The organism is Pantoea rodasii, from assembly GCF_002095465.1.
Lineage (GTDB): Bacteria > Pseudomonadota > Gammaproteobacteria > Enterobacterales > Enterobacteriaceae > Pantoea > Pantoea rodasii.
This window is the reverse complement of record NZ_MLFP01000017.1, coordinates 1-26,980: the sequence shown is the minus strand read 5'-3', so window position 1 is coordinate 26,980 and position 26,980 is coordinate 1. Positions and strand designations below refer to the sequence as shown.

At 54.6% G+C, this 26,980-nt stretch carries 29 protein-coding genes and 5 pseudogenes; 15 read left to right on the top strand and 19 right to left on the bottom strand.

The features are described from left to right. Positions 1 to 25 precede the first annotated feature (25 nt). Both HA45_RS18315 and HA45_RS18310 read left to right on the top strand, forming a co-directional pair. Positions 26 to 667, top strand: a complete 642-nt coding sequence (locus HA45_RS18315; protein ID WP_100700317.1) for an aspartate/glutamate racemase family protein — start codon at positions 26 to 28, stop codon at positions 665 to 667. Between the two features lie 137 nt (positions 668 to 804). Further along, the gene (locus HA45_RS18310) at positions 805 to 2,733 is read left to right on the top strand and encodes a methyl-accepting chemotaxis protein (RefSeq protein WP_244563471.1); all 1,929 of its coding nucleotides are present in this window, start codon (positions 805 to 807) and stop codon (positions 2,731 to 2,733) included. On the opposite strand, the gene HA45_RS18305 is transcribed toward HA45_RS18310, so the two are convergent. Then, on the bottom strand, positions 2,711 to 4,078 hold the full coding sequence (locus HA45_RS18305) for a PTS transporter subunit EIIC (RefSeq protein ID WP_100700315.1): 1,368 nt from the start codon (positions 4,076 to 4,078) through the stop codon (positions 2,711 to 2,713). The two genes, HA45_RS18310 and HA45_RS18305, sit on opposite strands and share 23 nt — an antisense overlap. 271 nt (positions 4,079 to 4,349) lie before the next feature. Between HA45_RS18305 and HA45_RS18300 the strand changes: the two genes are divergently transcribed. Next, positions 4,350 to 5,549, top strand: coding sequence for an enolase C-terminal domain-like protein (locus tag HA45_RS18300; RefSeq protein ID WP_100700314.1), 1,200 nt, complete (start codon positions 4,350 to 4,352; stop codon positions 5,547 to 5,549). On the opposite strand, the pseudogene HA45_RS18295 reads toward HA45_RS18300, so the two are convergent. Together HA45_RS18295 and HA45_RS18290 are read right to left on the bottom strand one after the other, a co-directional pair. After that, positions 5,546 to 6,260 (bottom strand): annotated as a pseudogene (locus tag HA45_RS18295) (GntR family transcriptional regulator). The gene HA45_RS18300 and the pseudogene HA45_RS18295 sit on opposite strands and share 4 nt — an antisense overlap. A 2-nt stretch (positions 6,261 to 6,262) precedes the next feature. Further along, positions 6,263 to 7,533: pseudogene (locus HA45_RS18290) on the bottom strand (MFS transporter). Positions 7,534 to 7,809: 276 nt separating this feature from the next. Here HA45_RS18290 and HA45_RS18285 point away from each other — a divergent pair. After that, positions 7,810 to 8,894: pseudogene (locus HA45_RS18285) on the top strand (diguanylate cyclase). Here the strand turns inward: HA45_RS18285 and HA45_RS18280 are convergent. Further along, a complete protein-coding gene (locus HA45_RS18280; protein WP_100700311.1) occupies positions 8,895 to 9,353 on the bottom strand; it encodes an OsmC family protein in 459 nt (152 codons plus the stop codon). Between the two features lie 72 nt (positions 9,354 to 9,425). After that, complete coding sequence (locus HA45_RS18275; RefSeq protein WP_100700310.1) at positions 9,426 to 10,085, bottom strand: helix-turn-helix domain-containing protein; 660 nt, start codon at positions 10,083 to 10,085, stop codon at positions 9,426 to 9,428. A gap of 132 nt (positions 10,086 to 10,217) precedes the next feature. Here HA45_RS18275 and HA45_RS18270 point away from each other — a divergent pair, with 132 nt between their 5' ends. From HA45_RS18270 to HA45_RS18240, 8 genes are read left to right on the top strand one after another with little or no spacing between them, the layout of a single operon-like run. Continuing rightward, complete coding sequence (locus HA45_RS18270) at positions 10,218 to 11,135, top strand: carbon-nitrogen hydrolase family protein (RefSeq protein ID WP_100700309.1); 918 nt, start codon at positions 10,218 to 10,220, stop codon at positions 11,133 to 11,135. After that, positions 11,128 to 11,910, top strand: coding sequence for an ABC transporter ATP-binding protein (locus HA45_RS18265; RefSeq protein ID WP_100700308.1), 783 nt, complete (start codon positions 11,128 to 11,130; stop codon positions 11,908 to 11,910). Before HA45_RS18270 ends, HA45_RS18265 begins: the two co-directional genes overlap by 8 nt. A 12-nt stretch (positions 11,911 to 11,922) precedes the next feature. After that, the gene (locus HA45_RS18260; RefSeq protein WP_100700307.1) at positions 11,923 to 12,765 is read left to right on the top strand and encodes an ABC transporter permease; all 843 of its coding nucleotides are present in this window, start codon (positions 11,923 to 11,925) and stop codon (positions 12,763 to 12,765) included. Between the two features lie 2 nt (positions 12,766 to 12,767). Continuing rightward, the gene (locus HA45_RS18255; protein WP_244563470.1) at positions 12,768 to 13,649 is read left to right on the top strand and encodes an ABC transporter substrate-binding protein; all 882 of its coding nucleotides are present in this window, start codon (positions 12,768 to 12,770) and stop codon (positions 13,647 to 13,649) included. Next, positions 13,646 to 13,774: a hypothetical protein gene (locus HA45_RS28685; RefSeq protein WP_280174518.1), complete on the top strand. Its 129-nt coding sequence runs from the start codon at positions 13,646 to 13,648 to the stop codon at positions 13,772 to 13,774. Before HA45_RS18255 ends, HA45_RS28685 begins: the two co-directional genes overlap by 4 nt. Before the next feature lie 60 nt (positions 13,775 to 13,834). Beyond that, positions 13,835 to 14,038, top strand: a complete 204-nt coding sequence (locus HA45_RS18250; RefSeq protein ID WP_100700305.1) for a hypothetical protein — start codon at positions 13,835 to 13,837, stop codon at positions 14,036 to 14,038. Beyond that, complete coding sequence (locus tag HA45_RS18245) at positions 14,031 to 15,401, top strand: amidase (RefSeq protein WP_100700304.1); 1,371 nt, start codon at positions 14,031 to 14,033, stop codon at positions 15,399 to 15,401. The genes HA45_RS18250 and HA45_RS18245 overlap by 8 nt, the downstream gene beginning before the upstream one ends. Then, the gene (locus HA45_RS18240) at positions 15,398 to 16,273 is read left to right on the top strand and encodes a DMT family transporter (protein ID WP_100700303.1); all 876 of its coding nucleotides are present in this window, start codon (positions 15,398 to 15,400) and stop codon (positions 16,271 to 16,273) included. Before HA45_RS18245 ends, HA45_RS18240 begins: the two co-directional genes overlap by 4 nt. A 29-nt stretch (positions 16,274 to 16,302) precedes the next feature. On the opposite strand, the gene HA45_RS18235 is transcribed toward HA45_RS18240, so the two are convergent. Further along, positions 16,303 to 17,064, bottom strand: coding sequence for a FadR/GntR family transcriptional regulator (locus HA45_RS18235; RefSeq protein ID WP_100700302.1), 762 nt, complete (start codon positions 17,062 to 17,064; stop codon positions 16,303 to 16,305). Positions 17,065 to 17,073: 9 nt separating this feature from the next. Then, positions 17,074 to 17,643 (bottom strand): annotated as a pseudogene (locus tag HA45_RS18230) (ATP-binding cassette domain-containing protein); the annotation flags it as partial. A 217-nt stretch (positions 17,644 to 17,860) separates the two neighbouring features. Here HA45_RS18230 and HA45_RS18225 point away from each other — a divergent pair. Then, positions 17,861 to 18,097, top strand: a complete 237-nt coding sequence (locus HA45_RS18225) for a hypothetical protein (protein ID WP_100700301.1) — start codon at positions 17,861 to 17,863, stop codon at positions 18,095 to 18,097. On the opposite strand, the gene HA45_RS18220 is transcribed toward HA45_RS18225, so the two are convergent. Next, complete coding sequence (locus HA45_RS18220) at positions 18,066 to 18,851, bottom strand: DNA adenine methylase (RefSeq protein WP_100700300.1); 786 nt, start codon at positions 18,849 to 18,851, stop codon at positions 18,066 to 18,068. The genes HA45_RS18225 and HA45_RS18220 overlap by 32 nt on opposite strands. A 311-nt stretch (positions 18,852 to 19,162) precedes the next feature. Between HA45_RS18220 and HA45_RS18215 the strand changes: the two genes are divergently transcribed. Both HA45_RS18215 and HA45_RS18210 read left to right on the top strand, forming a co-directional pair. Then, a complete protein-coding gene (locus HA45_RS18215; protein WP_100700299.1) occupies positions 19,163 to 19,786 on the top strand; it encodes a hypothetical protein in 624 nt (207 codons plus the stop codon). Positions 19,787 to 19,792: 6 nt separating this feature from the next. Then, a complete protein-coding gene (locus tag HA45_RS18210; protein ID WP_100700298.1) occupies positions 19,793 to 20,224 on the top strand; it encodes a type II toxin-antitoxin system YafO family toxin in 432 nt (143 codons plus the stop codon). A 328-nt stretch (positions 20,225 to 20,552) separates the two neighbouring features. Here the strand turns inward: HA45_RS18210 and HA45_RS18205 are convergent, their stop codons facing one another. The 11 genes and pseudogenes from HA45_RS18205 to HA45_RS27325 form a co-directional block, all read right to left on the bottom strand. Beyond that, positions 20,553 to 20,945 carry a hypothetical protein gene (locus tag HA45_RS18205; protein ID WP_100700297.1) on the bottom strand — a complete coding sequence of 131 codons (393 nt, stop codon included), beginning with the start codon at positions 20,943 to 20,945 and terminating at the stop codon, positions 20,553 to 20,555. A 1-nt stretch (position 20,946) separates the two neighbouring features. Next, complete coding sequence (locus tag HA45_RS27665; protein WP_128598986.1) at positions 20,947 to 21,246, bottom strand: hypothetical protein; 300 nt, start codon at positions 21,244 to 21,246, stop codon at positions 20,947 to 20,949. Positions 21,247 to 21,339: 93 nt separating this feature from the next. Then, a complete protein-coding gene (locus tag HA45_RS18195) occupies positions 21,340 to 21,903 on the bottom strand; it encodes a tail fiber assembly protein (RefSeq protein WP_100700296.1) in 564 nt (187 codons plus the stop codon). A gap of 3 nt (positions 21,904 to 21,906) precedes the next feature. Further along, the gene (locus tag HA45_RS18190) at positions 21,907 to 22,890 is read right to left on the bottom strand and encodes a phage tail fiber protein (protein ID WP_100700295.1); all 984 of its coding nucleotides are present in this window, start codon (positions 22,888 to 22,890) and stop codon (positions 21,907 to 21,909) included. Further along, entirely contained in the window at positions 22,887 to 23,426 is a 540-nt protein-coding gene (locus HA45_RS18185) for a YmfQ family protein (protein WP_100700294.1), read from the bottom strand. Before HA45_RS18185 ends, HA45_RS18190 begins: the two co-directional genes overlap by 4 nt. Next, positions 23,423 to 24,505 carry a baseplate J/gp47 family protein gene (locus tag HA45_RS18180; protein ID WP_100700293.1) on the bottom strand — a complete coding sequence of 361 codons (1,083 nt, stop codon included), beginning with the start codon at positions 24,503 to 24,505 and terminating at the stop codon, positions 23,423 to 23,425. The genes HA45_RS18185 and HA45_RS18180 overlap by 4 nt, the downstream gene beginning before the upstream one ends. 4 nt (positions 24,506 to 24,509) lie before the next feature. Further along, on the bottom strand, positions 24,510 to 24,716 hold the full coding sequence (locus HA45_RS28285) for a phage GP46 family protein (protein WP_366557355.1): 207 nt from the start codon (positions 24,714 to 24,716) through the stop codon (positions 24,510 to 24,512). A 236-nt stretch (positions 24,717 to 24,952) separates the two neighbouring features. Beyond that, complete coding sequence (locus HA45_RS18170) at positions 24,953 to 25,624, bottom strand: phage baseplate assembly protein V (RefSeq protein WP_100700291.1); 672 nt, start codon at positions 25,622 to 25,624, stop codon at positions 24,953 to 24,955. Then, a complete protein-coding gene (locus tag HA45_RS18165) occupies positions 25,624 to 26,523 on the bottom strand; it encodes a phage tail protein (protein WP_244563469.1) in 900 nt (299 codons plus the stop codon). Before HA45_RS18165 ends, HA45_RS18170 begins: the two co-directional genes overlap by 1 nt. Positions 26,524 to 26,543: 20 nt before the next feature. Next, positions 26,544 to 26,648: a hypothetical protein gene (locus tag HA45_RS29130; RefSeq protein ID WP_366557352.1), complete on the bottom strand. Its 105-nt coding sequence runs from the start codon at positions 26,646 to 26,648 to the stop codon at positions 26,544 to 26,546. 91 nt (positions 26,649 to 26,739) lie between these two features. Further along, a pseudogene (locus HA45_RS27325) lies at positions 26,740 to 26,980 on the bottom strand (DNA circularization protein); the annotation flags it as partial.

Below are 26,980 nucleotides of genomic sequence, written 5' to 3'. Positions count from 1 at the left end.
CAACATCAGGTCAGGAGTCAGAGTCATGCTAGGCATCATCCGCGTCTTAACCCATCCAGATCAGCACTTTGTCGAAGAGCATGGTCGGCTGATTCATCAGGAATATGGCATCAACTCCATCAGCCGGGCGATTCCCGATCAGGACAAAGGCATTTTCGATGATGCCAGTGAAGCGCTGGCGGTGCCTAAGATTGTGGTGCTCGGAAAGCAACTGGAAGCCGACGGCTGCAACGCGCTGTTTCTTAGCTGCGCCGCCGATCCTGGCCTTGCGGCATTGCGTGATGCCGTATCGATTCCGGTGATCAGCGCCGGTTCGGCATCGGCGAGTATTGCGCGCATGCTCAAACGTCCTGTGGCCGTGATGGGCATTGGTGCGGCGGCTCCTGCCCCTTTCCGTTATTTGCTAGGTGAATCCGTACGATACGCGCGTCCGGAAGGGGTGCTGAACACCACAGACTTGTTAAGTGCAGAAGGGCGCGCCAGTGCGCTGGCCTGCGCCGATGCACTCTATCGCGAAGGCGTTGAAGTGATCGCCTTCTCCTGCACCGGTTTTTCAACGATTGCGCTAGGTGAAAGCATTCGTCAGCAGCTGGGGAAAGTGTCGGTGGATGCGGTGAGCGCCGCAGGCCTGTTTATCAGCCAGTTAGCCCCGCAGTCCGCGCGATAACCTGCTCACGCCGCTGCCCGGCGGCGCATAACATCCTGTAATCTCTTTTTTGTGACCTCGACAATAAACAAATCCCGCTTCGCTCCGATAACTCCCTTAGCAGAACTTACAAAAACAACATTCGCAGGAGAGGGAACATGGGGCTGGTATCCCGTTTACGTAATGTACGCATCACCCGAAAATTGTCAGCAGGATTTGGCATTGTGTTGCTGTTAGTGGCGTTAGCCACCGGCATCAGCGTGCAGCGCTTCAACGCTATTCATGACATCTATCAGAAAACTAACCTGATTTATGACATCAACATTGAAGTGTTTCAGGCCAAAATAAACCGCCTCAAATACCTTTATGGTGACGACAAATCGGGCAAAGTGATGGCCGATTATGTGACCCATGCGCAGCAGCTCAATAGCGAAGCCAAAAAACTCTCCTGGACAGACCAGGCACACGGCCTGGTGAACGAACTGGATACTCATCTCGCCAGCTTCCAAAACAGCATCGGTGCGATGACGCAAGCCACTCAGCAACTGAATAGCCAGCGTGCCCAGCTTGATTCACTCAGCCAGCAGGATATGACTGCGCGTTACACCCAGTTGATCCGCACACCGGTGACCAATCCTGAACTGACCAACCAGATTTACGAGCAGCTGTTTGCCATCAGCAACGTGCGCGAAGAAGCCTGGGCGCTGCGATTCAATGTGTCGGATGCCTTACGTAATACATTGCAAACACATTTCCAGCAGGCTGAGCAGGGCATGAAAGCGCTACTGGCTCAGTTGCCACCAGAACAGCAGAGCGGCTTTACCGCGTTGTGGCAGGATACGGAACGTTTTAAAGATCTAAGTCTGCAAGCTGCCGATACCTATGGTCAGCTGCGAACCGCAGAAGACACGGTCAAAGTGGCGGGCGACAAGAGCAGCGCGGCGATCAAAAAGATCATCACCATAGTGAAAGCGCGTAATGATGAACTGGCGAACGGTTCAGCCACACTTTCCCTGCTGATTGGTGGATTTGCCATTCTGTTTGGCGTGCTGGTGGCGTGGTACATCATTCGTCAAATTACCCGTCCGGTGTTCCATAATCTGGAACTGGCGGAGCGCATCGCCAGCGGCGATCTTAGCTCGCATTTTGCCACTGACCGACACGATGAACTCGGCAAGCTGACCTCGGCGATGGGACGCATGAACGAGCGGTTACGCAGCATGATTGGCGATGTGCTTAGCAGCGTCAGCAGCGTATCGCAGGCGGCGAGTGCAATTAATCAGGGCAACCTTGATTTGTCCTCCCGCACCGAGCAACAGGCGGCAGCGGTTGTTGAAACCGCTGCCAGCATGGAACAACTGACGGCCACAGTGAAAAATAACGCTGCCAACGCACGTCAGGCCAGCCAGATTGCGGCGGAAGCCTCGAATAACGCCAACCGTGGCGGGATAGCGGTGCGTGATGTGGTAAGCACCATGGGTGAAATCTCGGACAGCTCGAAGAAAATCGCCGACATAACCGCCGTCATTAACAGCATTGCTTTCCAGACCAACATCCTGGCACTGAACGCCGCAGTAGAAGCCGCGCGTGCGGGTGAGCAGGGGCGCGGTTTTGCGGTGGTCGCGAGCGAAGTGCGTAATCTGGCTCAACGCAGTGCCGGTGCAGCCAAGGATATTGAACGCTTGATCAGTGAATCGGTCAGCCGCATCAGTAATGGGCATCAGCAAGTGGCGCGCGCCGGAGAAACCATGGACCAAATTCTCGGCAGCATTGCCCGCGTGAATGAGATCATGGAAGAGATTTCAGCGGCATCGGATGAGCAAAGCCGTGGCATCGAACAAATTGCCCGTGCGGTGGGTGAGCTGGATACCACCACCCAGCAAAACGCTACGCTGGTCAGCGCATCTTCGCACTCAGCCAATTCGCTGGAAGAACAAGCGATGATGCTGGAACGACTGGTCGCGCAGTTCCGCTTGCAGGGCGCGGGGCGTAAGTTTGTTCAAAGATGGGGCGGCCTGATGGCCGCCCTGGATTGTACCTTACTCAGTGCGCACGGAAGTGGCATCAAACCTGAGGTTGGCGCCTAACCAGAATCAGCGTCAGGCTAAATGACAATATCAGCGAGATGAGCACACCGGTAATGGCATAGGGGAACCAGGGACCAATGTACGCCGGCAAGCTAAAAATGCTGGAAAGGATGTAGCCAAACAACCTCACTCCAAAGAATGCGATAAATGCCGAGGCTATGCTGCTGGCGATGGTCGCAGCAATAAAAGCTCGCTTCTCACGCGTCAACACGCCAAACAATGCAGGTTCGGTAATGCCGAGCAGCGCAGAAATCGCGGCGGAAAGCGTCACTGTGCGGTCATCACGATGGCGATTCTGAAACCAAATCGCAAAGGTCGCCCCCGCAATAGCCATGTTAGCCATACACATCATCGGCATCAGCATGTCATAACCGTGTTCACTGAAGTTCTGTAATGTAATCGGCGTCATGGCGTGATGCATCCCGGTCAGGATTGCTACCGGGCGAATAGCGCCGACAATCAAACCGGCTAGCACTGAGGAGGTGTCAAACAGCCCTTGAATACACCACGCTAATCCTTTCCCTAACCAGATACCCATCGGGCCAATCACCACTAACGCAATGAGCGCGGTGATGAACAGTGTCAATGTTGGGGTGAAAACAGTTCTCAGTACCTGCGGCATGATGCGATCGACCGCACGGTGGATATAACTCAATACCAGCACTGAGAAGATCACCGGTATGACGCTTGAAGCGTAGTTAAACACCGAAACAGGCAAAATACCGGCAAACCAATAAGCCTGCACGGCACCGGGAGCACCACTTGCCAGCTGTTTTGCCGCATCAATTAAACTGGGATACATCAAACACGCCACGACAGCCACGGCCAGATATTCATTGGTCTTAAACATTTTTGCGGCGGAAACGGCGAGGAAAAAAGGCAGAAACCAGAACACGCCACTGGCTATCAGATCGATCACCATCACCGTATCGCTTTTCGCTGATAGCAGATTCATGGCAATAAAACCGGCCAACAGACCTTTGATCATCCCTGCACCCGCAATGGCTGGCACGATGGGACCAAACACGCCAGAGACGGTATCCATAAACAGCGAGACAAGCCCTTTTTGCGCTTTGACAGGCTGCTCACGTTGAGGTGCAGCGGCTACATCACCACTGATTTGTTGATACCATTGGTCCACCTGCGGGCCGATGATGACCTGAAATTGCTCGCTTTGAAGCTGAGCACCCAGCACACCTGGCAACTGGGCAATGGTTTGTTGGTTGATCTTCGCATCATCCACTAAATCAAAACGCAGGCGGGTCATACAGTGCCAAACTTTATTTATATTTTCACGACCGCCAACGGCATGAATTAGCGTATCAATTATGGTTGGGTTACTCATTTTCCCGCTCCTTCTCGGCCCAGATATGGGCAAGGTGATTGCGGTGGAAAGTCTACGGGAAGGTGATGCAAGTAAACAAACCAATAAAAAGTGATGCCACTCACAAAATCAATTCGTACGAGGCCTTATTTACCCACAAGAGATAAATTGGTCAGGTTTTATTGCTTTTTAATCCCCCCCTTCAGACCGAAATAAAAGGCTGGAAATGAGAGTGAAAGCGCGGAAATAATAGTCGCAGAATTCGCTATTTACTCAGCCGTCAGGAGCGACCATGACACCCACCGTGATCACTAACCTAGAATGTTTTATCACCCGCCCAGACCGACACAATTTAGTGTTGGTTAAAGTCACCACAGACAAGAATATTGTGGGCTATGGCTGTGCGACCTTTCAACAGCGCCCGCTGGCGGTGAAGACCATGGTGGATGAATATCTCAAACCATTATTAATTGGCCGAGACGGCAACCATATTGAAGATCTCTGGCAGATGATGCAGGTTAACGCTTACTGGCGAAATGGTCCGGTGATGAATAACGCCATTGCGGGCGTAGATATGGCCCTTTGGGATATTAAGGCTCAATTAGCGAAAATGCCGCTCTATCAACTATTTGGTGGCAAATCGAAAGATGCTATTCCAGTCTACAGCCATGCGGCGGGGGAGAGCATGGATGAACTGTTCCCACAGGTGGATGCGCTGCTAGAGCAAGGTTACCGCTACATTCGCTGCCAGCTAGGTTTTTATGGTGGTACACCACAGGATCTGCATCAAACGCGCGAGCCCACGCCTGGCGCTTATTACGATCAGGATGAATATATAGCGAACACCATCGCCATGTTCAAAGCGTTACGTGAAAAATACGGTCAGCGTTTTCACATCCTGCATGATGTGCACGAACGGCTGTTCCCGCAGCAGGCGATCCAACTGGCGAAAGCGCTGGAGCCCTATCAGCCATGGTTTTTGGAAGATATTGTGTCACCGCAACAGAGTGGCTGGTTGGCGCAAATCCGTGCCCACAGCAGCGTGCCGCTGGCGCTGGGAGAGTTATTTAACAATCCTGCTGAGTGGCATGATCTGATTGTTAATCGACAAATCGATTTTATCCGCTGCCATGTGTCACAAATTGGCGGCATTACCCCTGCACTTAAACTGGCCGTGTTATGCCAGGCATTTGGTGTGCGTCTGGCATGGCATGGACCGCCAGATATGACCCCTGTAGGCGTTGCCGTTAATACGCACCTCAATATCCATCTTCATAATGCGGCGATTCAGGAATTTATTCCGCCACAACAAAACACGCTGGCGGTGTTTCCGAATGCGTTACAGGCAGAGGGCGGTTATATGTATCCTGTTAATCGTCCCGGCATTGGCATTCAGGTCGATGAAGCGGCGCTGGCACAATTTCCCGTGGTCTATCGCGCCCACGAGTGGACGCAGAGTCGGCTGCCAAATGGCGCCATCCACACACCTTAATCTCCACTGCGAAAGCGCAGATTATCGGCGTTGAACGGCGTAACGTAGGTGCATTCGTAGTGGATATCGATCACTTCGCTCTGCACCCACACTTCCCCCCCCCGTTAAGATCCCGCGATTGGTGATTTTCATTGCAGCGGTGCCACGCTTACAACCGAGTTGTGCCGCCTGCACTTTATCCACGTTCACGGCCTGATAATGCGTCAGGAAGTGTGAAGGGATAAAGCCTTTAGCCACGACATAGCGTTGCAAAGAGCTTTCAATCACACGTTGGTTAAGATCGGGAAAACGCGCCAGTGGCAAGCATGAGGTCTCAATTTGCGTACAGCGTTCCTCGACATAACGCAGTCGGCAGAAATACCACAGCCAGGCAGTGTCATCGATACCAAATACCTGTTGCTGTTCTTTATCAGGCAACCGCTTATGCAAATTGAGCAGCTGGTAGCGCATCTGGTCAAAACGTTTTTCAGTAATCGAGTTATAAACAAGCGGATTGCTTCGGGCATTTTCGCTGATATAAATCCCTGAACCCTGCACAATATGAATGATGCCAATACTCACCAGCTTCTTTAATGCTTCGCGGATCGTATAGCGTGATACGCCATACTCTTCTGCCAGCTCGCGCTCCGCTGGCAGTTTATGCAAAGGCTCGCTGGCAGTCTGGTAGATCTTGCTCAGCAGATCCTGCGTAATAAATTCCCTTTTCTTCATGGTTATAACGGCCTGCGATGATCGTCTTTATTCAACGTTAACAGCGCCACGAAACTCACCAGTGCCGTGCCCATCACATACCACGCCGGAATATCGGCATTGCCCGTCTGCTTCATCAGTCCGGTAATAATCAGCCCCGCACAGCCGGAAAACAGCGCATTTGATAGCGAGTAAGCCAACCCGAGTCCGGTATAGCGCACGCGCGTCGGGAACATCTCCGCCAGCATCGCGGGACCCGGACCTGCGAGCATGCCGACTAATGCACCGGCCACAAACACCACCGCCGCTTTAATCAGCATCCCGTTTTGCGGATCCTGCAATACTTTCAGCAGCGGGAAGGCCAGCACCAGTAACAGGAAGGTCGCCACCAGCATCACCGCGCGACGGCCAACCCGATCGCTGATAATGCCTGCGGGCAGGATGGTGGCCGCGAAACCGAGGTTAGAGATGACAGCAATCAGCAGCGCCTGGTTGAAGCCGGTGTGCAGCGCGGCTTGCAGATAGGTCGGCATAATCACCAGATAGGTATAGCCCGCCGCTGACCACACCATCAGTCGTCCAATGCCCAGCACAATGGCGCGCACGGTGGCGCTGAGCGGTGCGCTTTCTGCCTTATCTGTTTTGCCTGTTCAAACTGCGGTGACTCTTCCAGTCCCGAACGTAACCACAGTGCAACCGCCCCGAGCGGCAACGCCAGCAGGAATGGGATGCGCCAGCCCCAGTCACTCATCGCTGCGTCACCGATGAGCAATGGCAAAACTGCCACGCCGGCCAGTAATCCAAATGCCACGGTCAGAGACTGCCAGGCGCCGTAAAATCCGCGTTTTCCCGGCGGCGCAAATTCCGTCATCAGCGATACCGCACCGCCATATTCGCCTCCGGCAAACAACCCCTGCAGGATACGCAACGCAGTGATCAGCAACGGTGCAGCAATGCCGATCGATGCGTAGACCGGCACCAATCCAATCGCGACGGTGGCGAGCGTCATCAACACCAATACAGCAACCAGTATCGGTTTACGCCCATAGCGGTCGCCCAGCCTGCCAAACAATATTGCGCCAAGCGGGCGGAAAAAGAAGGCGATGGCAAAAGCCGCGTAGGTGAGAATCAAACTGGTGATGGCGCTTTCGCCCTCCAACTGGAAGAAGTTTTTAGCAATCAGCGTGGCCATAAAACCGTAAACGGCAAATTCATACCATTCAATGAAATTGCCGACAGAACCGGCGATGAGCACGCGTTTATGTGCCGCAGAAAGGGGGACCGCTGAAGACATCAGGTATTCCTTTTATCGGATAGGCTTTAAACATCCTGCGTTTAAGCCAAAGCAGTGACAACTCATATTGGCAGCGAAGTACTAAAAACCACTGTCAGTTCATAGTTTTAATCGGCAAGGGAAGTTTTTAGGCATCAGGCTGTCGGACTTTTCGGCAGAGTGGGGTCTTTTTGCACTATTGTCTCACTGCAAGGTAAATATTCTTAAAATATTACGACGCGCTCCGCCTTTTTCCCGTTAAACTGCAATTCTTGTCGATCTGATACTTCCCCGTGAATGAATTATTACTCACCTGATGATAGCCACCTGAAGCGGCGTTCGGAGCGCTTCATCCGTCGTATGTTTATCATGCGCCAGCTCGGCACGATTTTATGTTTCTTCCCGATCCTTTCTGTTTTGATGGAACGGATCGCGGAGTAGGGTTCTGCGCCCTGTTGTTTGTTAATGCGTTTATCTGGCCGTGGCTGGCGTGTCGTCGCGCTTTGCGTGCCGAAGATCCGACTGGCACCGAACGAAATAACCTCACCCTGGATGCGGCATTTGGCGGGATATGGGTGGCACTAATGGCGCTGAGTCCCATGCCGTCTTTTGTGATCATGGCGGTGCTGGCGTCAGATCGCTACGCAGCAGGAGGTGCAGCGCAGTTAATTGCTGCTATGCAGGCTTTCCTCTGTGCCTTTGTGATGGTCTGGCTGGTGGATGGTGCGGACGTTCATCTCGCATTCAGTGCGCAAACCGTCTGGCTGACGTTGCCGCTGGCAACCTGCTACATGCTGGTCTTAAGCGTCACCTCGTACAATCTAACCTGGCAACTGCGCAAGCGAAATCGCGAGCTGGAACGTATCGCGCTGATGGATCCTGGCCTGGAAATTCCCAACCGCCGTTTGTTTGAGAGACGTCTTGAGAGTGAATTCCTCAGCACCCGCCGTGGAGACAGCGCCGGTTATCTACTGCTGATGGATCTCGATTACTTCAAATCAGTGAATGATACCTGGGGTCATGAAGCAGGGGATTTTTTGCTGGCGGAGATTTCAGCGCTGTTGCGTAATCACGTGGGTTTGCAGGACATCCCGGCGCGATTTGGCGGCGATGAGCTGGGCGTGATTGTGCATCATGCGAACGATGAATCAGTGGTTGCCCTGGCCGATCGTCTCAAAGAGAAAATCGCGCAGGTACGCTTGCCGGCGTCAGCAGAATTTCGTTGTTCAGTAAGTATTGGTATTGCGTCAGCATCGAATGCCGAGTCGTTACGCCACTGGCTGCGCCACGCAGACGAAGCATTGTATGAAGTGAAACGCGCCGGACGTAATGGTGTGCGGCTGTGGCAGCCTCCTCAGCCGCCACTGGCCGGCGTAGCGTAATCAGGCAAACGTCGGTTCGCAATTCACCGGGAAGTTGAGTGAATTAGCCACGTAACAGGCGTTATGTGCCTGATGATGTAATTCACGCGCGCGGTCCGCATCAGCCGGATCGCGCAGCGTAATGTGGGGTTTCAACGTTATATTCGTGAAACGACCGCGCGCACCTTCCACCATAGTGCCTTCCGCTGCATCTTCATACGTTTCCACCACAATGCCCGCGTCGGCGCACAGATGCAGATACCACAGTTTGTGGCAGGCAGATGCTGAAGCTAACAGCAGTTCTTCAGGATTCCAGCGCGTGGCATCGCCACGAAATGCCGGATCGGCGCTCAGTGCCACGGTGTTTTTGCCGTCGGCCAGCATCTCGCTGTTACGGTCGTAAGCCGTGTAAGAAGAGGTGCCCGTGCCGCGATTGCCGGTCCAGCGAACCGTGACCTGATAATGGTGTTCCCGTGCCATAGCTGAAGTTCCTTTCATGAGTTAAGCGGCGGTCAGTTTACTGCGTTTGCTGTCGCTGCATGAATGCTTTCCTCAGGACCCGCGCGTTAAATCCTCGATATCCAACGTTTCCGTCTGACAAATCGAAATCAAGCTGGCAGCAGCATCGCTGAGTCGCACAAACGTATGGCGCATGGTGCTGTCGATATAGGCACTGTCGCCCTGCGCCAGTCGTAATGGCGCATACAGTTGCGTATGCAGCATCACTTCCCCCGACAGCACATAAATAAACTCCTCACCTGCATGCTGTGACCAGGCTTCGGGCGGCGGCAGTTCGCGGGTTTCTATCCCCATCACCACCGGAATCATCCCCTTTACCAACAATTCCGCCGCGTGAACTTCATAGCGGAAATAGGGATTGGTGAACGACAAACCTTTGCCTGCCAGGGTATAGGTGCGACGGCCCTGAATCGCCGTGGCTGCAACGGATTGTGCGGGCAGGTCATCGGCAAATAACTCCGCCAGCGAGTAATCAAATGCACTGGCAATTTTGGCGATGGTGTCGAACGAAGCCGATACCTGACCTTTCTCAATCTTCGAGAGTGTGGAGATCGATACGCCACTTAACTCGGCAACTTGCTCCAGCGTCAGTTCACGGACCTGACGTATCGTCTTGATGCGTAACCCAAAATCTTGCTCACCGGTTAAGGCGGCCCCCAGCCCGGAGGCTTCATGCTGTCGGGTGGATTTCATCGGAGATCCTCCTCCACTGAGTCAACTGGAAAATCAATTTCTCACATATGATAAAAATTTTCACATAAGAAAATTGTATTGGTCTAAATGTGAGCAGAGTAGCAGTTTAAAAGAAAACTTCTGGGAGCTGCTATGAACATAACCACCATCGCCAGCGTCACTCTGCCCGCGTTTTACGATAAAACCCGCAACCTCAACAATCTGCTGAGTTGGATGGAACATGCGGCACAGGAGGGCGCCGATCTGGTGGTGTTCCCTGAGCAGGTTTTGCAAGGTTATCTACCGGATACGCTCAACTGGAACGGTGAAGCAGTGGCCTGGCAAATGGCGCAAGCCGAAGTGGTGCCAAAGGGTGAGAGCGTGCAGGCAATGCAGAAGCTCGCCACGCAACTGGGCTTGCACGTGGTTTTTGGCATGACCGAACGCCATCCCGAACGTGCCGAAGTACTATTTAACAGCGCGGTGCTATTGGGGCCAGACGGTTTGGTCGGTGTGTATCGCAAAGTGCATCAGCCAGGCGATGAGAAGCATGTTTACTATCCTGGCAGCGACTTCCCGGTGTTCAGTACGCCGATTGGCCGTATTGGTATGTTGATTTGCTACGACAAAGTCTTCCCCGAAAGCACCCGTGAACTGGCGCTGAAAGGCGCTGACATCATGATCATGCCCACCGCGTGGGGTTACGCCGGTGATGGCAGCGCAGGCGATGCCGATCCGATGGTCGATAGCTACACGCTGTTTGGCCGTGTGCGCGCACTGGAAAATCAGTGCTGGATGATCGAATCCAATCTGTGCGGCCAGCACGGCAATCTGCACTATCACGGCCACAGCCGCATTATCGATCCGCTGGGCAATATCATTGCCGACAGCGGCACCACCGAAGGGATGGCGATCGCCAGCGTGGAAGTGCAGCCCGCCATTATGCGCGCACGCAGCAGCGACTATCTCGGCTATCACTTCCTGAAAGATTACGTTCCGGTGCAGGCACCGCCTTCGCCGCTGACGGTTCACAATCGCCACGCGCGACCTTTGGGGGAAAACCATGAGTAAGGTTCTGGAAGCCGCAGGCATTCATAAAAGTTACCCAACATCGGAGGGAGAGGTGACGGTGCTGCGCAACCTCAACTTCCACGCCAATCGCGACGAGTTCGTCTCATTTGTGGGCCCCAGCGGCTGCGGCAAATCAACGTTATTCAACATCATTACCGGTCTGTTGATGCCGGACAGCGGCAGCATTCTGCTGAAGAATCGAGAAACCACCGGCACGCCTTCGCCGGAACTGGGCTACGTGCTGCAGAAGGATCTGCTGTTCCCGTGGCGCACGGTGATCGACAACGTCATCCTCGGGCTGGAAGTACGAGGCACGCCCAAAGCGCTGGCGCGAGCCAAAGCCCGTGAACTGTTCGAACTCTACAAAATGACCGGGTACGAGCAGAAGTATCCGTCGCAACTTTCCGGCGGCATGAGGCAGCGCGTCGCCCTGATGCGCACCATGGTCACCAATCCAGAAATCATCCTGATGGATGAGGCCTACAAAGCGCTGGATTACCCACTGAAAATCTCGCTCGAAAGTGAGTTGCTGAGCGTGGTTAAAGAGCAGCACAAGACGGTGATCTTTATTACGCACGATATCGAAGAGGCGGTCACGCTGTCGGATCGGGTGTACGTCATGAAAGCGCGACCGGGCGAAATTGTGCAGGAGATCGAGGTCGATCTCGGTACGGACAGCCTGTCGATTCCCGAGCGTCGTTTGTCGCCGCGCTTCAATGAGTATTACGAGCACATCTGGCGCAGCATCGGCATCCAGCCTGAGCCGGTTAATTAATGAGAGGATGACATGACAATGAACTCAGTGTCGACGCGCCCAACGGTCAGTGCGACCGCGAACCGCAGCACGCGCGAAACCTTCTTCCGCTCGGCCAACGCGCGACGTTACACGCTGCTGTTTTTGCAGGTGGCAATTGTGGTGATGCTGCTCGGCGGTTGGGAGCTGGGGGTGCGCAGCGGCAGCATCAATGCGTTTCTATTCTCCAGCCCTTCACAGGTGTGGGATGTGCTGGTGCAGCGCTTCCAGACGGGTGAAATGCTGACCGATATCCGCGTCACCGCCGTCGAGACGCTGGTGGGCTTTGCCGTCGGTGCCATCGGCGGTTCGATTCTAGGTTTGCTGCTGTGGTACTCGCGCTTTATCTCCGACCTGGCAGCGCCCTTCATTGCCGCGATTGGCTCGATTCCGGTGTTGGCGATCGCGCCGATGACCATCATTTGGTTCGGCACTGAAATGCTCTCCAAAGTGGTGATCGTAGCGTTCTCCTGCGTGGTGGTGTCGCTCACGACTTCGTATAAAGGCGCGATGCGTACCGATCCTGACCTGATCAACTTATTGCGATCCTTCAACGCCGGGCGCGGCACCATCTTTTTCAAGCTAGTGGTGCCTTCGGCGATGCTGTGGGTGTTGTCAGGTTTACGCCTCAACGTCGGTTTTGCGCTGGTAGGCGCGATTGTCGGCGAATACATCTCTTCCGATAGCGGCGTGGGTCACATGATCCTGCTCGGCAGTTCCAACTTCGGTATGAACATTGTGCTGGCTGGCATCGTGCTGGTCATGCTGATGATGCTGTGTTTTAACGCGCTGGTGGCTTTTCTTGAACGCCTCATTCTCTCCTGGGACAGGAAATAATCATGAAACAATTCCGTTTAGCTACGATCTTTGCCGCAGTCTCTTTGGCTTCATTAGTGAGTGCTCACGCGGCCGAAACGCCAGTGCGCATCAACCAGGCGTTTCAGTCGCTGCTTTATTTACCGCTGTATGTGGCGCAGGAGCAGGGCTTTTTCAAACAGCAGGGCGTAAGCGTCAAAATCAGCACCGGTGGCGGCGGGGCGCAATCGTGGTCGGCGGTGATTGGCGGCTCAGCGGATTTCTCGATTCAGGATCCAGTATTTGTACCGAAAACCCGTGAAAACGGCGGTCAGGGCGTCGTGGTCGCGGGCGTGCAGAATGCGCCGACCATCTTTATTTTCGGCAAAGAGGCCGCTTCGTTACAGGACAACCTGTCGCTGTTAGCGGGTAAGCGCGTGGTCACCAGCCCGCAACCTGATACCACCTGGGCGTTTATGAGCTATCTGATCAAACAGAACAACCTCAAAGACGTGAAGCTGGTGCATGTGGCGATTGGGAATGAGATTCCTGCTGTGGCAGCCGGTCGCGCGGATTATGCACTGGCGGCCGAACCGCAAACCACGATGGCCGAAATGCAGAATGGTCTGCACGTGGTTTATTCGTTCTCGGCGGCGCAGTCCTGGTATCCGTTTGCCTTCTCCAGCCTGACGACCACCCAGCAATACATCGATAAAAATCCACAGGCGGCGCAGGCGGTGGTCACCGCGTTTGAACAGGCCTCGCGTTTTATCTACAAGCACCCGGCTGAGTCGGTGACCATTGCGCGTAAATACTTCCCGGCGCTGCCCGAAGAGGTGGTGAAAACGGCGGTGCAGCGCGAAATCGATGCCAAAGGCTATCCGGAGAACGTGCTGGTGTCGCAAAAGCCTGGGACAACAACATGAACATTTCGCTGTATGCCAAAAACATCAAAGCCTATCCCTCTGAAGCCACGTCTTATCAGAACAACGTGAACACCGTGCTGGCCACCAAAGCCAAAGAAGCGGTGGATGCGATGGGCGATAAATAAACGATATCGATATCCCCACGGGCGCGCTGTTGTGCGCCCAGCATTGAAAGAGGATCTGTTATGGATGCACTCACATTACGTCTGGCCTTGATTCAGCGCCACTGCGCCGCGGACGCGGTTGAACTGGAACATCTGCTCACCGATTGTGAAGCGCGTGCGGCTGGCGTCAGCGCCTTTGCAGCACAGCACTTCGCACCGACGTTACTGCCCGCGAATGCGTGGGTTTCGGCATTACATCCGCCGCTGGAGTTGCCGCATGAGTGAGTTAATTGATGCTTCAATGCTGACGCTGGCACAGCAGTTACGCACGCGGCAAACCAGCGTGCCTGAGCTGGTTGAAGCTTGCCTGGCCCGCGAAGAAATCACGCGCGATCTCAACGCCTTCAACGAGGTTTATCTCTCGCAAGTGCGACAAACCGCTAAAGCCAGCCAGCGCTTACTCGAGCAGGGCTACGATCTTGGTCCGCTTCACGGCATGCCGATAGCCATCAAAGCCAATATCGATCTGGCAGGCGAAGAGATGCATGCGGGCAGTCAGATTCTCAGCGGTAATATCGCGCAGCGCGATGCGGTGGTGGTGCAGCGTCTGAAGCAGGCGGGCGCGCTGATCATTGGCAGTACTAACATGCATGAGTTTGCCTGGGGCGGCACCACTAACAATCCGCATTACGGCGCCAGCAGTAATCCCTGGGATGACACGCGTATTCCGGCGGGTTCCAGTGGCGGTTCTGGCGTGGCCGCAGCGGTGCGCAGTGCCCTGGCGACGCTTGGCACCGATACCGGCGGTTCGATTCGCTTACCGGCTTCAATGAACGGCATCACCGGCTTACGTCCCGGCGTCGGGCGGCTCTCCACTGAAGGTATTTTCCCGCTTGCTACCAGCCTCGATACCGTTGGCCCGCTGGCGCGCTATGCCGAAGAGTGTGAAATACTGTTTAACGTGCTCGATGGGAGATCTCAGCCGCTTACTGCACTGCCGGAACTGGCGGGATTACGCATCGGCCTGTTACCGGATGTGCATCAGCAGGTTCAGCCAGATGTTGCTACGGCTTATGATCAAATGGTGCAGTGGTTTAGCGCGGCGGGCGCGCGTTGCCAGACGCTGAGTTTTACCGGGCTCGATCAGGCCGTCAATGCGCTGGTGCTGATCAATCTCGCCGAGCCGGCTTCGTTGCATGCTCCGTGGCTGGCAGATCGCGCGAACGAATACGGCGCCGACGTGCGCAAGCTGTTGCAGGCAGGACTGAGCATCACGGCCGTGGAGTATCTGCAGGCACAGCGCTTCCGCACCGGATTGCGCATGCAGCTGTTACAACATTTCCATCAGGTGGATGTGATTTTGGTCCCGACGTTACCGTTCACGGCACCGCATAAAGGGCTGGAAGCGATACAAATGGGTGATCGCGAAGAGAGCGTCTTGACCGGCAACATGCGCTACAACGCGCTGGCGAGTTTGTCGGCGCTGCCGGCGATCAGCCAGCCTGCCGGATTTGACTGCGACGGCATGCCGATTGGTATGCAGCTTATTGGTCGTGATGGAGCAGAGCGACAGCTGCTGGCATTCGCACGTCGCTTCCAGCAGGATCACGACTTTCATCTGCACACGCCGACGCGACTGCGCGCGTGAAAGCGGTCTCGCTGCGCGATGTGCTGATTCTGCTTTTGGTGGTAAACGGCTGGGCATTCAACGTTATCGCCATGAAGTTTGGCCTGATGGAGCTGCCGCCGTTGTTTATGCTAACGCTGCGCTTTGTGCTGGTGGCAGCCATATTGCTGCCGTTCCATCGCATTACTCCGCGTCAGTTGCCCGGCATGCTGCTGCTGGCGTTCACCTTTGGCTTTGTGCATTTCGGTTTGATGGTGATTGGCATGCAAACTGCCGATGCCGGAACCACCGCGGTGTTTATTCAGATGGGCACACCGATTGCCATGTTGCTCGCCGCCATCTGGCTGAAAGAGCGGCTCAGCTATCGACAAATCGCCGGCGTGGTGGTGGCTTTTATCGGCGTGATTATCCTCGCCGGCAGCCCGGCGCTAACGCACTGGCAAGGCATGATGTGGTTGTTAATCAGCGCCTGCGGCTGGGCGTGCAGTACAGTGCTGATTAAACGCTTACCGCCGATAGCACCGCTGGCCATGACCGGTTGGCTGTCACTGTTTGCAATTCCGCTGGTGGGCGTCAGCTCGCTGCTCACTGAACAGCACCAGCTGTCGTTACTCTGGTCAGCCGGCTGGCGCGGCTGGCTGGGCGTGCTCTACAGCGCGCTGGGCTCGTCAATCTTTGCCTATTCGCTGTGGTACGGCCTGCTGAAACGCTATCCCGCCAGCCAGATTTTGCCGTGGTCGCTGCTTAGCCCGGCGCTGGCACTGTTAATGGGGGTGGCGATCCTGCATGAAACGCTGGATCACAGCAAAGTGATCGGCACATCGCTGATCGTCGGCGGGATTTTATTGGCGGTGGTGCGGGGAGCTGTATGGCGCAGGCGGGTGATCGCGTAGACGCCGGTACTTTGGTTGAAACATCATTCTTAACGAAGAAACCGTTCCTCAAGCGATGCTTCCAATGTCAGCATTGCCTGCTCTGCATGTTCCATATGCAAGCGCATAACTTTCTCCACTTCAGCGGCGTCCTTGCGGCGCAATGCCTCGATTAACTGATATTGGAAATCGATGCCTTTACGTCGCTCGACGGGTTCAGGGCGTTGGTAGATGTCTTTGCAAACGGCTAAATCTTTGAGTAAGCGTTGTAAGAAGCGACAAATAAATGCCAGCAGCACGTTATCAGAATAGCTGGCGACCACGGCGTGAAAATCCAGTTCTGCCATACGCTGTGCCCAGCGTTCACTGTCATCGGCGGGTTCATGATCGTAAAGGGCGATAAGCTGGTGCAGTTGCTCAAAACCTTGCGCATCCATATTTTCAATCGCACTTACCGCGACTAATGGCTCTAGCGTTTTTCGCAGCGTGTAAATATTGGCGATTGACAGCTCGCGGGTGAACAGGTAATTAGACAGCAAACTCATCGCGTGCGCTTCGCTCATTGGCTCGATAAAGGCACCTCCGCCCGGCCCGGTGCGGGTGCGGATCAAACCCTGAACTTCTAGCGATTTCAATGCTTCACGGACGGTGCTTTTGCCTGCTGCAAAACGCGTGGCGAGATCCTTTTCCTGCGGTAAGCGATCGCCAGGTTGCAGATTGTCCCGCACGATTGCATCTTTGATGGCATCAACGATTTCATCGGTACGTTTACGGCGGATTGGTTCGGCAACCTCGGATAAATCACTTTTCATTTTCATACCTTAAAGGCGCGGCGCACTGGCCAATAGGCTCTGCGTGTAGTCATTAACGGGAGCACGAAATAGAACATCACTTGCCGCGCATTCTACCAAATCTCCGCGATACATGACGGCCACTCTGTCGGAGATGGCTTCCACCACTGCCAGATCATGACTGATGAATAAATAGGAGAGGGCAAACTGCTGCTTGAGCTGCTGCAACAGCAATAGTACCTGTGCCTGTACGGACACATCTAACGCACTGACGGGCTCATCCAATACCAGAATTTGTGCTTCCGCAGCCAATGCTCGCGCGATAGCCAGCCGTTGCGCCTGACCACCGGAAAACTCATGTGGATAACCGTGTAGTGCATCGGCCGGCATATTTACTGCTTCAAGCAGCTCAAGCTTGCGACGTTGTCTGTCGACCGCAGCGTAACCGCATAGGTGTTTTAACGGCGCATCAAGCATCTCAGCAATGGTATGGCGAGGGTTTAACGATGCCTGAGGATCCTGAAATACATATTGGATCAAACGTCCGGGCGCTTTGCGACAGCTCCCTTGAGGTTGCGGTTCCCCCATGACTTTAATTGTAGCGCGGCAAAATATTTTGCACTGTTTTGGAAACTATTTTGCACAGCTTGGGCGGAGTTTGAGAGTGCAAAATAGCTTCCAAATCGGATAAAAAACATTCTAAATCTCTACCTCTCGTTTCTCTCTTTAAAGTCCAATGGACTCGCCTTTCAGGTCGAGTTAGTGTGCGTCGCAGCACATGCTTGTGTGATTTTTCACCATTCAGAAGGAATTTATTGTGAATTTTTCACGTATCCGGCAGACCATGACGGACGACGCCTGCGACATAGTTTCAGCATTAAGCCAGGCACCAGCGCTGTCGCTTCAGGCCATCCTCTTTATTACTAAAGGCAGAGAGTACGCCACCCGCTTTACGCTTGAGCAGATGGCGACATTAGACGTTGCCACCGAGATTAACGGCCTGTGGCGGCTTACAGAGACATTTAAGGCATCGTCTTATCAGGCGACGGCTTAAAATTAGCGATAATAAGCTCAGCGGCTCTAAAGCCGTTATTACCGCCAACTGAGTAAGTCGTTTCAACGCTCATCATTTCAAGCCCGTTAAACACCCGGCGCATGTCTGGGTGGTCATTGACTGAAATTATTACGTAACCTTTGGTCGTTCTGGCCAGCGCAGCCATCTGTTCGTACTGCTCTGTGCCGAACGGTACGCCATAACCTTGTGTTTGCCAGTATGGCGGATCGAGATAGAACAGCGTGCCGGTACGATCATACCTGCGCATGCACTCCTGCCAGTCCAGGTGTTCTATGGCCACCCGGTGCAACCTTAACCAGGCTTCAGATAGGGTTTCTTCCATACGCAGGATATTAAGCCGTGATGGACTGGTCGCACTTGTCCCAAATGTGCGGCCCTTAACCTTTGAGCCGAACGATAGTTTTTGCAGATAGTAGAAACGCGCGGCGCGCTGTATATCGGTTAATGTCTCAGGTGGCGTGTCCTTCAGCCATTTAAACATCTCACGGCTGGTTAAAGCCCATTTAAACTGCTTTATAAATTCTTCCAGGTGGTTCTGGATGACACGATAAAGATTAACGATATCGCCGTTGATATCGTTTAGCACCTCCGCTTTTGACTGCTCTTTCATAAAGAATAAAGCTGCGCCACCGCAGAACGGCTCGACATAACATTTGTGAGCCGGAAATAGCGGGAGAAGATGCTTAGCCAGTTTGCGTTTTCCACCCACCCACGGGATGATACTTGTTTTCATCTATAGCCTCTTTTGATCTTTTAAAACGATCAATTCCCTTTGATAGATCGACGGAAGCAATCATAAAGATGGTGTGAGGGTGCTGGCAGTTACAGGGGTGAGGCGGCAATTACATGACTTTTATTCACTTAACCTCGCAGTGAACCGCTGTAATTCACTGCATCGGTATTAAAATCGTCTCAACTCCTGCATAAGTTTCGCCACTCCGTAAACTTTTATGATTTCTCACATTCGGTGACCCTGTACTTATATTGAGCAGGGGTGCAAAATAACGTCTAATTCTTGCAACGTCTTAAGACATGGAGTGGAGCATGATTCCAGCACTTTCCTCTCTGCCACTGTTAACTCTGAGTTCAGCTATGTTACAGCGCGAGCAAATGGTTTCAGCAACCCGCACGCTTCTGGAGCCTACTCAGGCTTTAGCCAGCCATCAGGCGTCTTTATCCAGGCCGGTCACTCCCTCAATGGCTATGGACCTTATTTCAGGTTCTAAATCAGTTCTTGATGACCTTGAGCGTTGCTGTAGCAGGTGGCTAACTGAGCTTGCCTCTATCCAAGATGATGAAGGCGACCCGGCTTTACAGGGAGATGACTCAGTTTCTGCAGACGAAATCAAACAGCGCATTCAGGCGCATGAGCTTGAAGTTGCTGACATCAATAACCAGCTGGTTATGTTCAGGTTGGCATATCTTGAGGTTGACGTTTCTCCTGAGTGGCAGGCTTATGCAGGTGCTTATAAAACTCTGGGCCGTCAGATATTGCGCGGGCTTGCGCTGATGAGGCGCATTCAGCTGGATATGATTCAGCTTCTTAAGCAGCATTTAGCGCCTGACCCTATTATTCACCACAACACTTTAACTGCAGAGCAGGTGAAGCAGGTTGTAAATCACTCTCACGCATTTTGGGGCATTAAGCCGACTGACAAATGGAACTGATTTAGCATGATCAAAGTGTCTATAGCCCAACGCAATGGTGTCCAGGCAATATCACCGGCTGGTCTGATTTACGTTCGCGCACTTGCATCCTGGTTAAATGGTTATGGTTTATCCCCCTGGCTCGGACGTGATGCAGACTTCTCGCGCAATCGACGAGCTTATGATGAAGGTATGCGCCATTGCCATATACGGCTTATTGAATTAGAGAAGCCATGGAATGAGAAACAGCAGCAGTATCAACGGACCAGCGATAACTTCCTCATATATGCAAGACACTGGATGTTCAGCGATTACTGCCAGGCGCTTGCCATCATTTCTCCTGACGCACATGCATCAATTGATCGCCACCTGCCTAAATTCTGCGATTACGTCGAAAAGCATTTTTCAACAATGACTGAGAGTGATCTCCGGGGGCTGTCATATGTCACTGGATTTTGATTGCAAATCGCTGTTAACAACTGGCGGTGGAGGTGACGGTTTGGAACCAGCGATTTTAGAACACATCAAGATCTCACTAAATGAAATCAGAACGGACCTGCGTGATTTTCAGAAACAATCGTAATCTGCTTTTATCGTATTTTCGGCGCGATAATTGCCGCTGCTCTGGGGCTTACTACGATAATAGCCAAAGGCTTTCAGTGGCTCTGATAAATGAAACGATGGTGATAGCATAGTGTTTGATCTCCATCGTTCTTGCCCTGCATTTTTATATACTATTAACTAAATAAATGCGCCAGTATCGCTGGCGCATTGTTATTACAGAATATTAAACAGCTTCTGCTGGTTGTTTTGCGTTGGCCGCGTCCTGGCCATTATCGATACTGTGCTTGTACTGCAGATTATCCACATAAGTCTGGATCTGACTTTCTACTCCCGATTTATCTGCATCGATGACGGCATCGGCAAGCTTCTCAGCGATACTGTTAGCCTGTTCGGCGAAGGCAGACTGAATCCTGTCGAAGTTATCACCGCAGGCAGTGCGCACCGATGCTTCATTATGCAGGGTCAGGTGATTAACAAAGTCCGTTGCTGCCGCCGTGGCATCTTCTCTGGTCGGGCCGGTATAAACAGATGCCAGAATAATCTGCACGACTTCTTTACTGCGCAGTTGAGTCATTGCTGCTTTCTGAATATTGCCGGTGATATTGATTTCGCTCATGTCATTTACCTTTCGTTGTGTCGGGATAAAAAAATGCCTCAGCCATGCAAAGAATTTCATGGTGGTTTATTGCCTTATTCAGGCCAGGATGAGGGGATGTCAAATTTAATTGATTTAAATCAAATTTAATGCATCCCGATATTTCGCTGTTTAAAGTGTGTTTAGTCGAAAGCTGTAATAGTAGTCGCCGATGGAATGCGACCATCTCCGTGTAATCTGTTGAATCAAACCCTAATCGGTTTTCGATTACGCCCTCTGGTTGGGGGCGTTCTTTTTTACCGATAAGTGTTTGTGAATACACTTCCTCCAGTTGTATTGAGACGACTCATTATCTTTCCGCAGATAACCTGTCTCAGCAGTCACTGCGTTTTCTGGCTCAGCAGTGACTGCTTCTTTATGGCCTGACGGGCCACACAATGGCCTGATATCCAGCCTTATCCTTAATATCCGAAAAATTCAGCGACTCAAGCTTATCCATGTAATCCAGCCAGGTATTCAGCTTTTGTTTCTGCTCATCAGTCAGCGATCTTCCCGCAAGCAGCCTGGTCTGCCACAGTATGATGGTGCTGTTAGCCCCCGATATTAACTCCAGACGACGCCCTTCAGCTTCCTCTGCCCAGGTCTTGTCGGGTTTATCTAAGGGTTTAATACTTCCGCCCCTGTAAACCCACTGACCAAGACACAATTTTTCACCCGCCTCGTCTCCGTCTTTTTCTTCAACCTCTGAAACGGAAAGGCCAGCAGGAAACAGCATTGAGGCATCCAAAGATGCGGACCTGATGATGCCCTCAGCATCATAAGCAATTTTAAGAGTGTCGCTGCTGAACTCTTTTAAAAGGGTATACCAGTCTCTGTCCTTTTCGTCCCTTAAATATATAACTCCCTTAACCTCCGGAAATAATTCTTTTTCCGGCACGTAGCGCGTGAAATTATTAAATGTCTTAAACGCATTATCCATCTGTTATATTCCTCCTACGGCCACCCACGAACCATTTATGAGAATCTGAATCTGTCTCAGGCAGAACTGAAGATTGATGGCATAGTTGGCTGTGGAATGGACCCCTGACAGGACCTGGCCTGAGCCGCCCCAGTCCAACTGACCGTTTCCGATTGTTCCGGTCCATATCGCGCCTCCCAGACGAACGGACTGCACGCGGTTAACCTGGGCATCATTAGCTTTATTCCAGGCATCATCAGCATGATTTGTGATGTTGCGAAGCGCTCCGTTGAGATTGGTTGCACTCCAGTACCCTCTGAAAATACTCTGATCGCCTGCCGCCTCAACGATGTCGCCATTTTCCTGAAAGTGATGTCCACGCCCGCCCCAGGTCAGAGTGACATTTGAATTGACGGTCATTCCGCTGGAGACAAACAGCTCGCCCGTCTGAGCATTTATGCGGATCGGCCGCGAGTCATCCCACGCGCCATCGGGATCTTCCGCTTTTGTCTTGAGGATATAAAAATCGTTGCCGTCAAACCGAAGAAAAAAGGCGCGTTTATTCGCTATGATCCGGTAGCTGTCGGCGCTGGTCGTGCTGAGCTCTCCTGACATCTCACCGCCTGTAAGTGGCACCGCGCCTGTGTCAGAAGCACTGATTTCATCCTTTAAAGCCAGCGCGCCAAGCCCGAGATTCTTTCTGGCCTTATCGGAACTATCAAGGTCTCCAAGATTCCGGGCTTTCTGAAGTGCTCCGCTAACCCGGGTATCATCTGAAGCGAGAAACAATGCTTCCAGCGCGGAAAGCAGCTGATCCTTTTTAGCATCGGCAGGTTTAATGCCCGCAGCGGTCAGTAAAGCGATGATTTCCTGCTGCAGGCTGCGCGTCGCATCCTGCGTTTCATTCATATAGTCCGGCGTAACGACGGTGGCCAGCTCCCCCGTCTGGGGGTCGCGGCTGTGGAACCGGCCGTCAGTGGTGTTGATGGGGTCAATCAGGGGTTTCATGTAAGACTGTCCTCTGAGTATTTAAACAGACACTCGGTGTGCGCGGGCTTCAGGCGCTGAAAAATCTTGTCAAGCCCCGGGTCCCCGGACTCTTCGAGCCGGTCACCCACCGCAGACTCACCCACCCGGAAGTACCAGACGCGTTCGGGCGTCCCGGTGACATTGACTGTCCAGCGCCACATCGGATCCTCAGGTTCACCGATGGTAATGTCATATCCCAGCGCCTTTGCCAGAGCGGTAAAGTACTGACGGCTCAGGCCGCCGGTCTCTGCCAGGGCCGCCATGACGCTCGCGCGGCGCTGCTGAAGCGTGTCGCTTTCATCCGGCATCAGGTCATACACCCGCTCCCAGTCCGTCAGCAGGTGGGTGGCGCTCTCCGGGTCGATTGCGGTGAGCAGCCCTGCAATGACCGCGTCGAGCACGGCCAGCAGCTTAGCCTCTGCGCTGAGTTCGCCGCTAATCTGCTCGCCCGACGGCTCATACGTCACTGCCGGGAGCAGCAGGCTGAGCAGCTGCTGGTAGTCTGCGCGGTTCATGAGGAAGCCATCAGTTGCGTGATGGTCACCTTACCCAGCCGCACCCATTCCACGGTGGTCTCATCCACCACGGGGAGGGTGTTGTTCACGGGCGCGGTAAGGTCATAGTCCAGCACGCCTTCGGTGTCAGCGATAAGCGCGCCAATCTGCGTTTTAATCGCCTCCTGACCCGGGATAAGTGCGCTGAACCACGCAGACTGACTGGAGGTGATGGCCCGGGTCACCGCATCGAGCGAAGTTGCGTCGCTGATGCCCACCGCAGCGGCGATGTCCACGACCTTTTCGGTCGGAGCCATCACCCGGCAGTCTCTGGCGGTGACGGGGCGGACGCTGTCAATATAGGCCTGTACCGCACTGATAGTGGCGGCAGACGGCAGCCCGTTAGCGGCGGTGATAACCACGTCCACCGTGCCCAGGCCGCGCCGGAGCGGGAAAACATAAGCCCGACTGACGCCCTCCACCGACTCTGCCCAGACCTTATAGTCGTGGGCATTACCACCCGCAGGTGGCTGCCGCATCACGTCCAGCAGGCGGGTCAGCAGTTCGTCATCCGTTTCGGTATCGGTCGCGCCGGTCATGCTGACGACCGTGACGGTGCTGTCAATACCGGCAGGCGCGGAGACCAGCGTTCCGGTGGCCCCGGCGCTGAGGTTTCCCGCCGTCCCGGCGGTCATCGCGCGCGCCGCCACGGTCAGGCTGCCCGCATCATCCACCTGACCGGATTCGGTAGTCTGATAAAGGGTGCCGTTCCCTTTCACGCGAAACTGCAGCCCGCTGGCGACGTCCGTTTTTGCCGCCCCGCTCAGGATGATACCGCCCGCTGCAGCGGTAGCCTGCTTGCGCGTGAGGTTTCGGGTCCGTGCGTGCATCACCAGAAAGTCCGTGTCCGCCGTATCCGGGAAGGCCTGACGCAGCTCCCAGCCCGCATACTGATAGACACCCCAGATAACGGAGCTGATGGCGTTCGCGCGCACCGCGTGGTCGCTGTCCTGGGTAATGTCCGCATCAGGCAGCTGGTTAACCAGCTCATCAAGATACTGCTGCGCGATGTCGGCCTGTGCCGGGATGGTCAGGGGCATGTCATCAGCTCACTCTTACCGGATGTTCAAAGGTGGCCACCACGCCGGAGGCCGAAATGAGACGGACAGAAAGCCTGAGCCAGCCGGGACGGTAGCGCGTGGCCGAGACGGTAACCCGCTGCGCGCGAGCGTCGGCAATCAGCGGCTGCAGCGCCTGATAGGCATACTGCTCAGCCAGGGCGCGCGTCTCCTCCGTGTCCTTACGGGGCAGCAGATGCAGCTTCGAACCCAGCGCGGGGGAAAAAGCGTAACTTCCTGCGGGGTTTTGAGGCGCATCTGGGCGGCATTTTCCAGGCCGGTGGTGCGCTCACCGTTATAATCGCCCGTTGCCGGATCAAGCATTCTGTCCATGGCGGGCAGGTTATCGCGCGCGGGAAGCAGGAAGGAGTGACAGGGGTGAGACGGGAAAGCCCCGCGAGTACGCAGGGCCGCTTGAACGTGAGGGGGTCAGCCCGCTTTCATCGGCCCGGAGTCGCCGTCAGGCGTAGGGTGAATGTGCGGGCCAACCCCGACGCCGTTGATTGTAACGCTGACCGAACTGAGCGTCCCGGAGGTGTGATCGATGCTGCCCGCGAACGACGCCACCGCGCCGTTGCCGTCGCCGTTGCCATTAGAAATACTCATGCCGCCGCTGCCGGTGAGCAGACCTTTGACGGTGGCGCGCTTCGTGGCCGTCAGTTCGGGAGTGTCAAATATCGCCGATTCGCTGGCGTTCACCCGCCACGTTTTACAGTCTGCAGTGAACGCGTCGCATTCCGCATGAATCGCTTTGCCGTTCTTCAGGGTAATGCTGGCCCCGTCGCTGTTGTAGATGGCCACCTCGCCGGGGTTCAGGGCCTGAATGCGGTATTCACTGTGCTCTGTGGCCACCACAATGCCGTGACTGGTGAGTCCGCCCAGCGGAATGACGATGGCCATCGCGCCCTCGGGTGGCACGGAGGTAAGACCATAATGCTGAAACACCTCCACCTCCTGCAGCGTCTCGCCCGCCAGCCCCTCAAGCTGCGCGGTCATCACGCCGCCGGTGCTGGTGAGGCGCGACAGCGCCGCCCGGAACGGCAGACGAATGGCGGCGAGCGCTGACGCGATGCGCCGGTTAAGGGTGCCGATAATGTCCATTACGGAATTTCCTCCCAGGTATGATAGGTGGCGGCCTGCGACTTTCCTTTCTTTTTGTGACGGGAACGGGGGTACGCATCCGGTATCCAGACGCCGTCTTCTTTCAGCGTGAGCGTGGTGGTGAGCGGCACGCCGCGCCCCCCGCGCACCTCCCGGCCCATGATGAAGTAAATGGCGTCAATATTATGAATGGCACTTTTCACCGCCACGCGCTGGCCGGGCATCCATGTAATGCCCCCCGGGGTGCGCACGCCCCGCACCACGGCGGTGATGGTCAGCGCTTTGAGGCGGGAGTCGGTCAGGAGCTTGCGCGCGCGGGCAGCGGCTTCTTCGTCGGTGTCGGTATCCCCCAAAACTTCAATGTGCGGGCGGTAAAGCGTAAAGCTGCTGTCTCTCACGGTGCCCTTATGGTTGCGGACGCCGTTGTGTCCGGTCGTGGCGTGCCCCTGCGCCAGCACGGTGACCTCAGAATAGCGCCCCGCGATGCTGGTGTGTTTCGTCAGGTCCAGCAGATTGCCGGTGCCGTTGCGGCTCATAACCAGCGAAGCCACCGGCGCGGCGCTGTAGTCCGGCCCCCCGAGGACCAGCGTGCCGTCCGGTGCAAACCATGGCCACAAACCGCTGACCTCGCAGACCTTCATCAGCGCACTCCAGGCGGTCTCACCCGGGTCGACGGCGAATTTTTTGGGGGCAGCAGGCGTGACGGCCCGGATGTCGATGCGCGAGATGCCGAGCGGCCGCACCACCTTTTCAACAACCTCCGCAAGCGTCATCTCCTGCCGGGTGAACACCGGCGCGCTGCAGTCAACCAGCACGGCGGCTTCATCGCGGCCCGTGAGCGTGAGAATGTGCTGGCCGCGCAGCACGGCGTGATTGATGTCGTCAATCAGCCCCGTCATCAGCACGTCCCGACCCGCGCTCAGCACGGCGCGCGCGCTTCGCACACCTCTGCAGGCAGCGACGCGCTGCGGATGCCGAGGTTGAGCTGCCACTGGCCAGCGGGCGTCAGAAAGTCTGCAGCCACCGAGAAACGCATCCAGTCACTGTGGGATTTACCTCCGACCGTCAGGGTCAGGCGCTCGTCTGTAACGGTAAGAGCGGGCCGGGCGGCCTTGTCATTGCGCGCTGGCATAAAGGATTATCCCGGGCCGGAGGTCGTTGGGATTGGCCAGCGACGGATTAAGTCGCAGCAGTTCGTCCGCGCGGCTGATGTCACCGTACCAGTCAAAGGCCAGCAGATGGAGGTTGGTGCTGCGGGTGACCTCGCGGGTAATCAGCGGCGGACGCTGCTGGATAAGCGCGGCAGCCTGCTGCAGCAGGGTGTATGCCAGCTGCTGCAGTCCGGAAATAATCTCG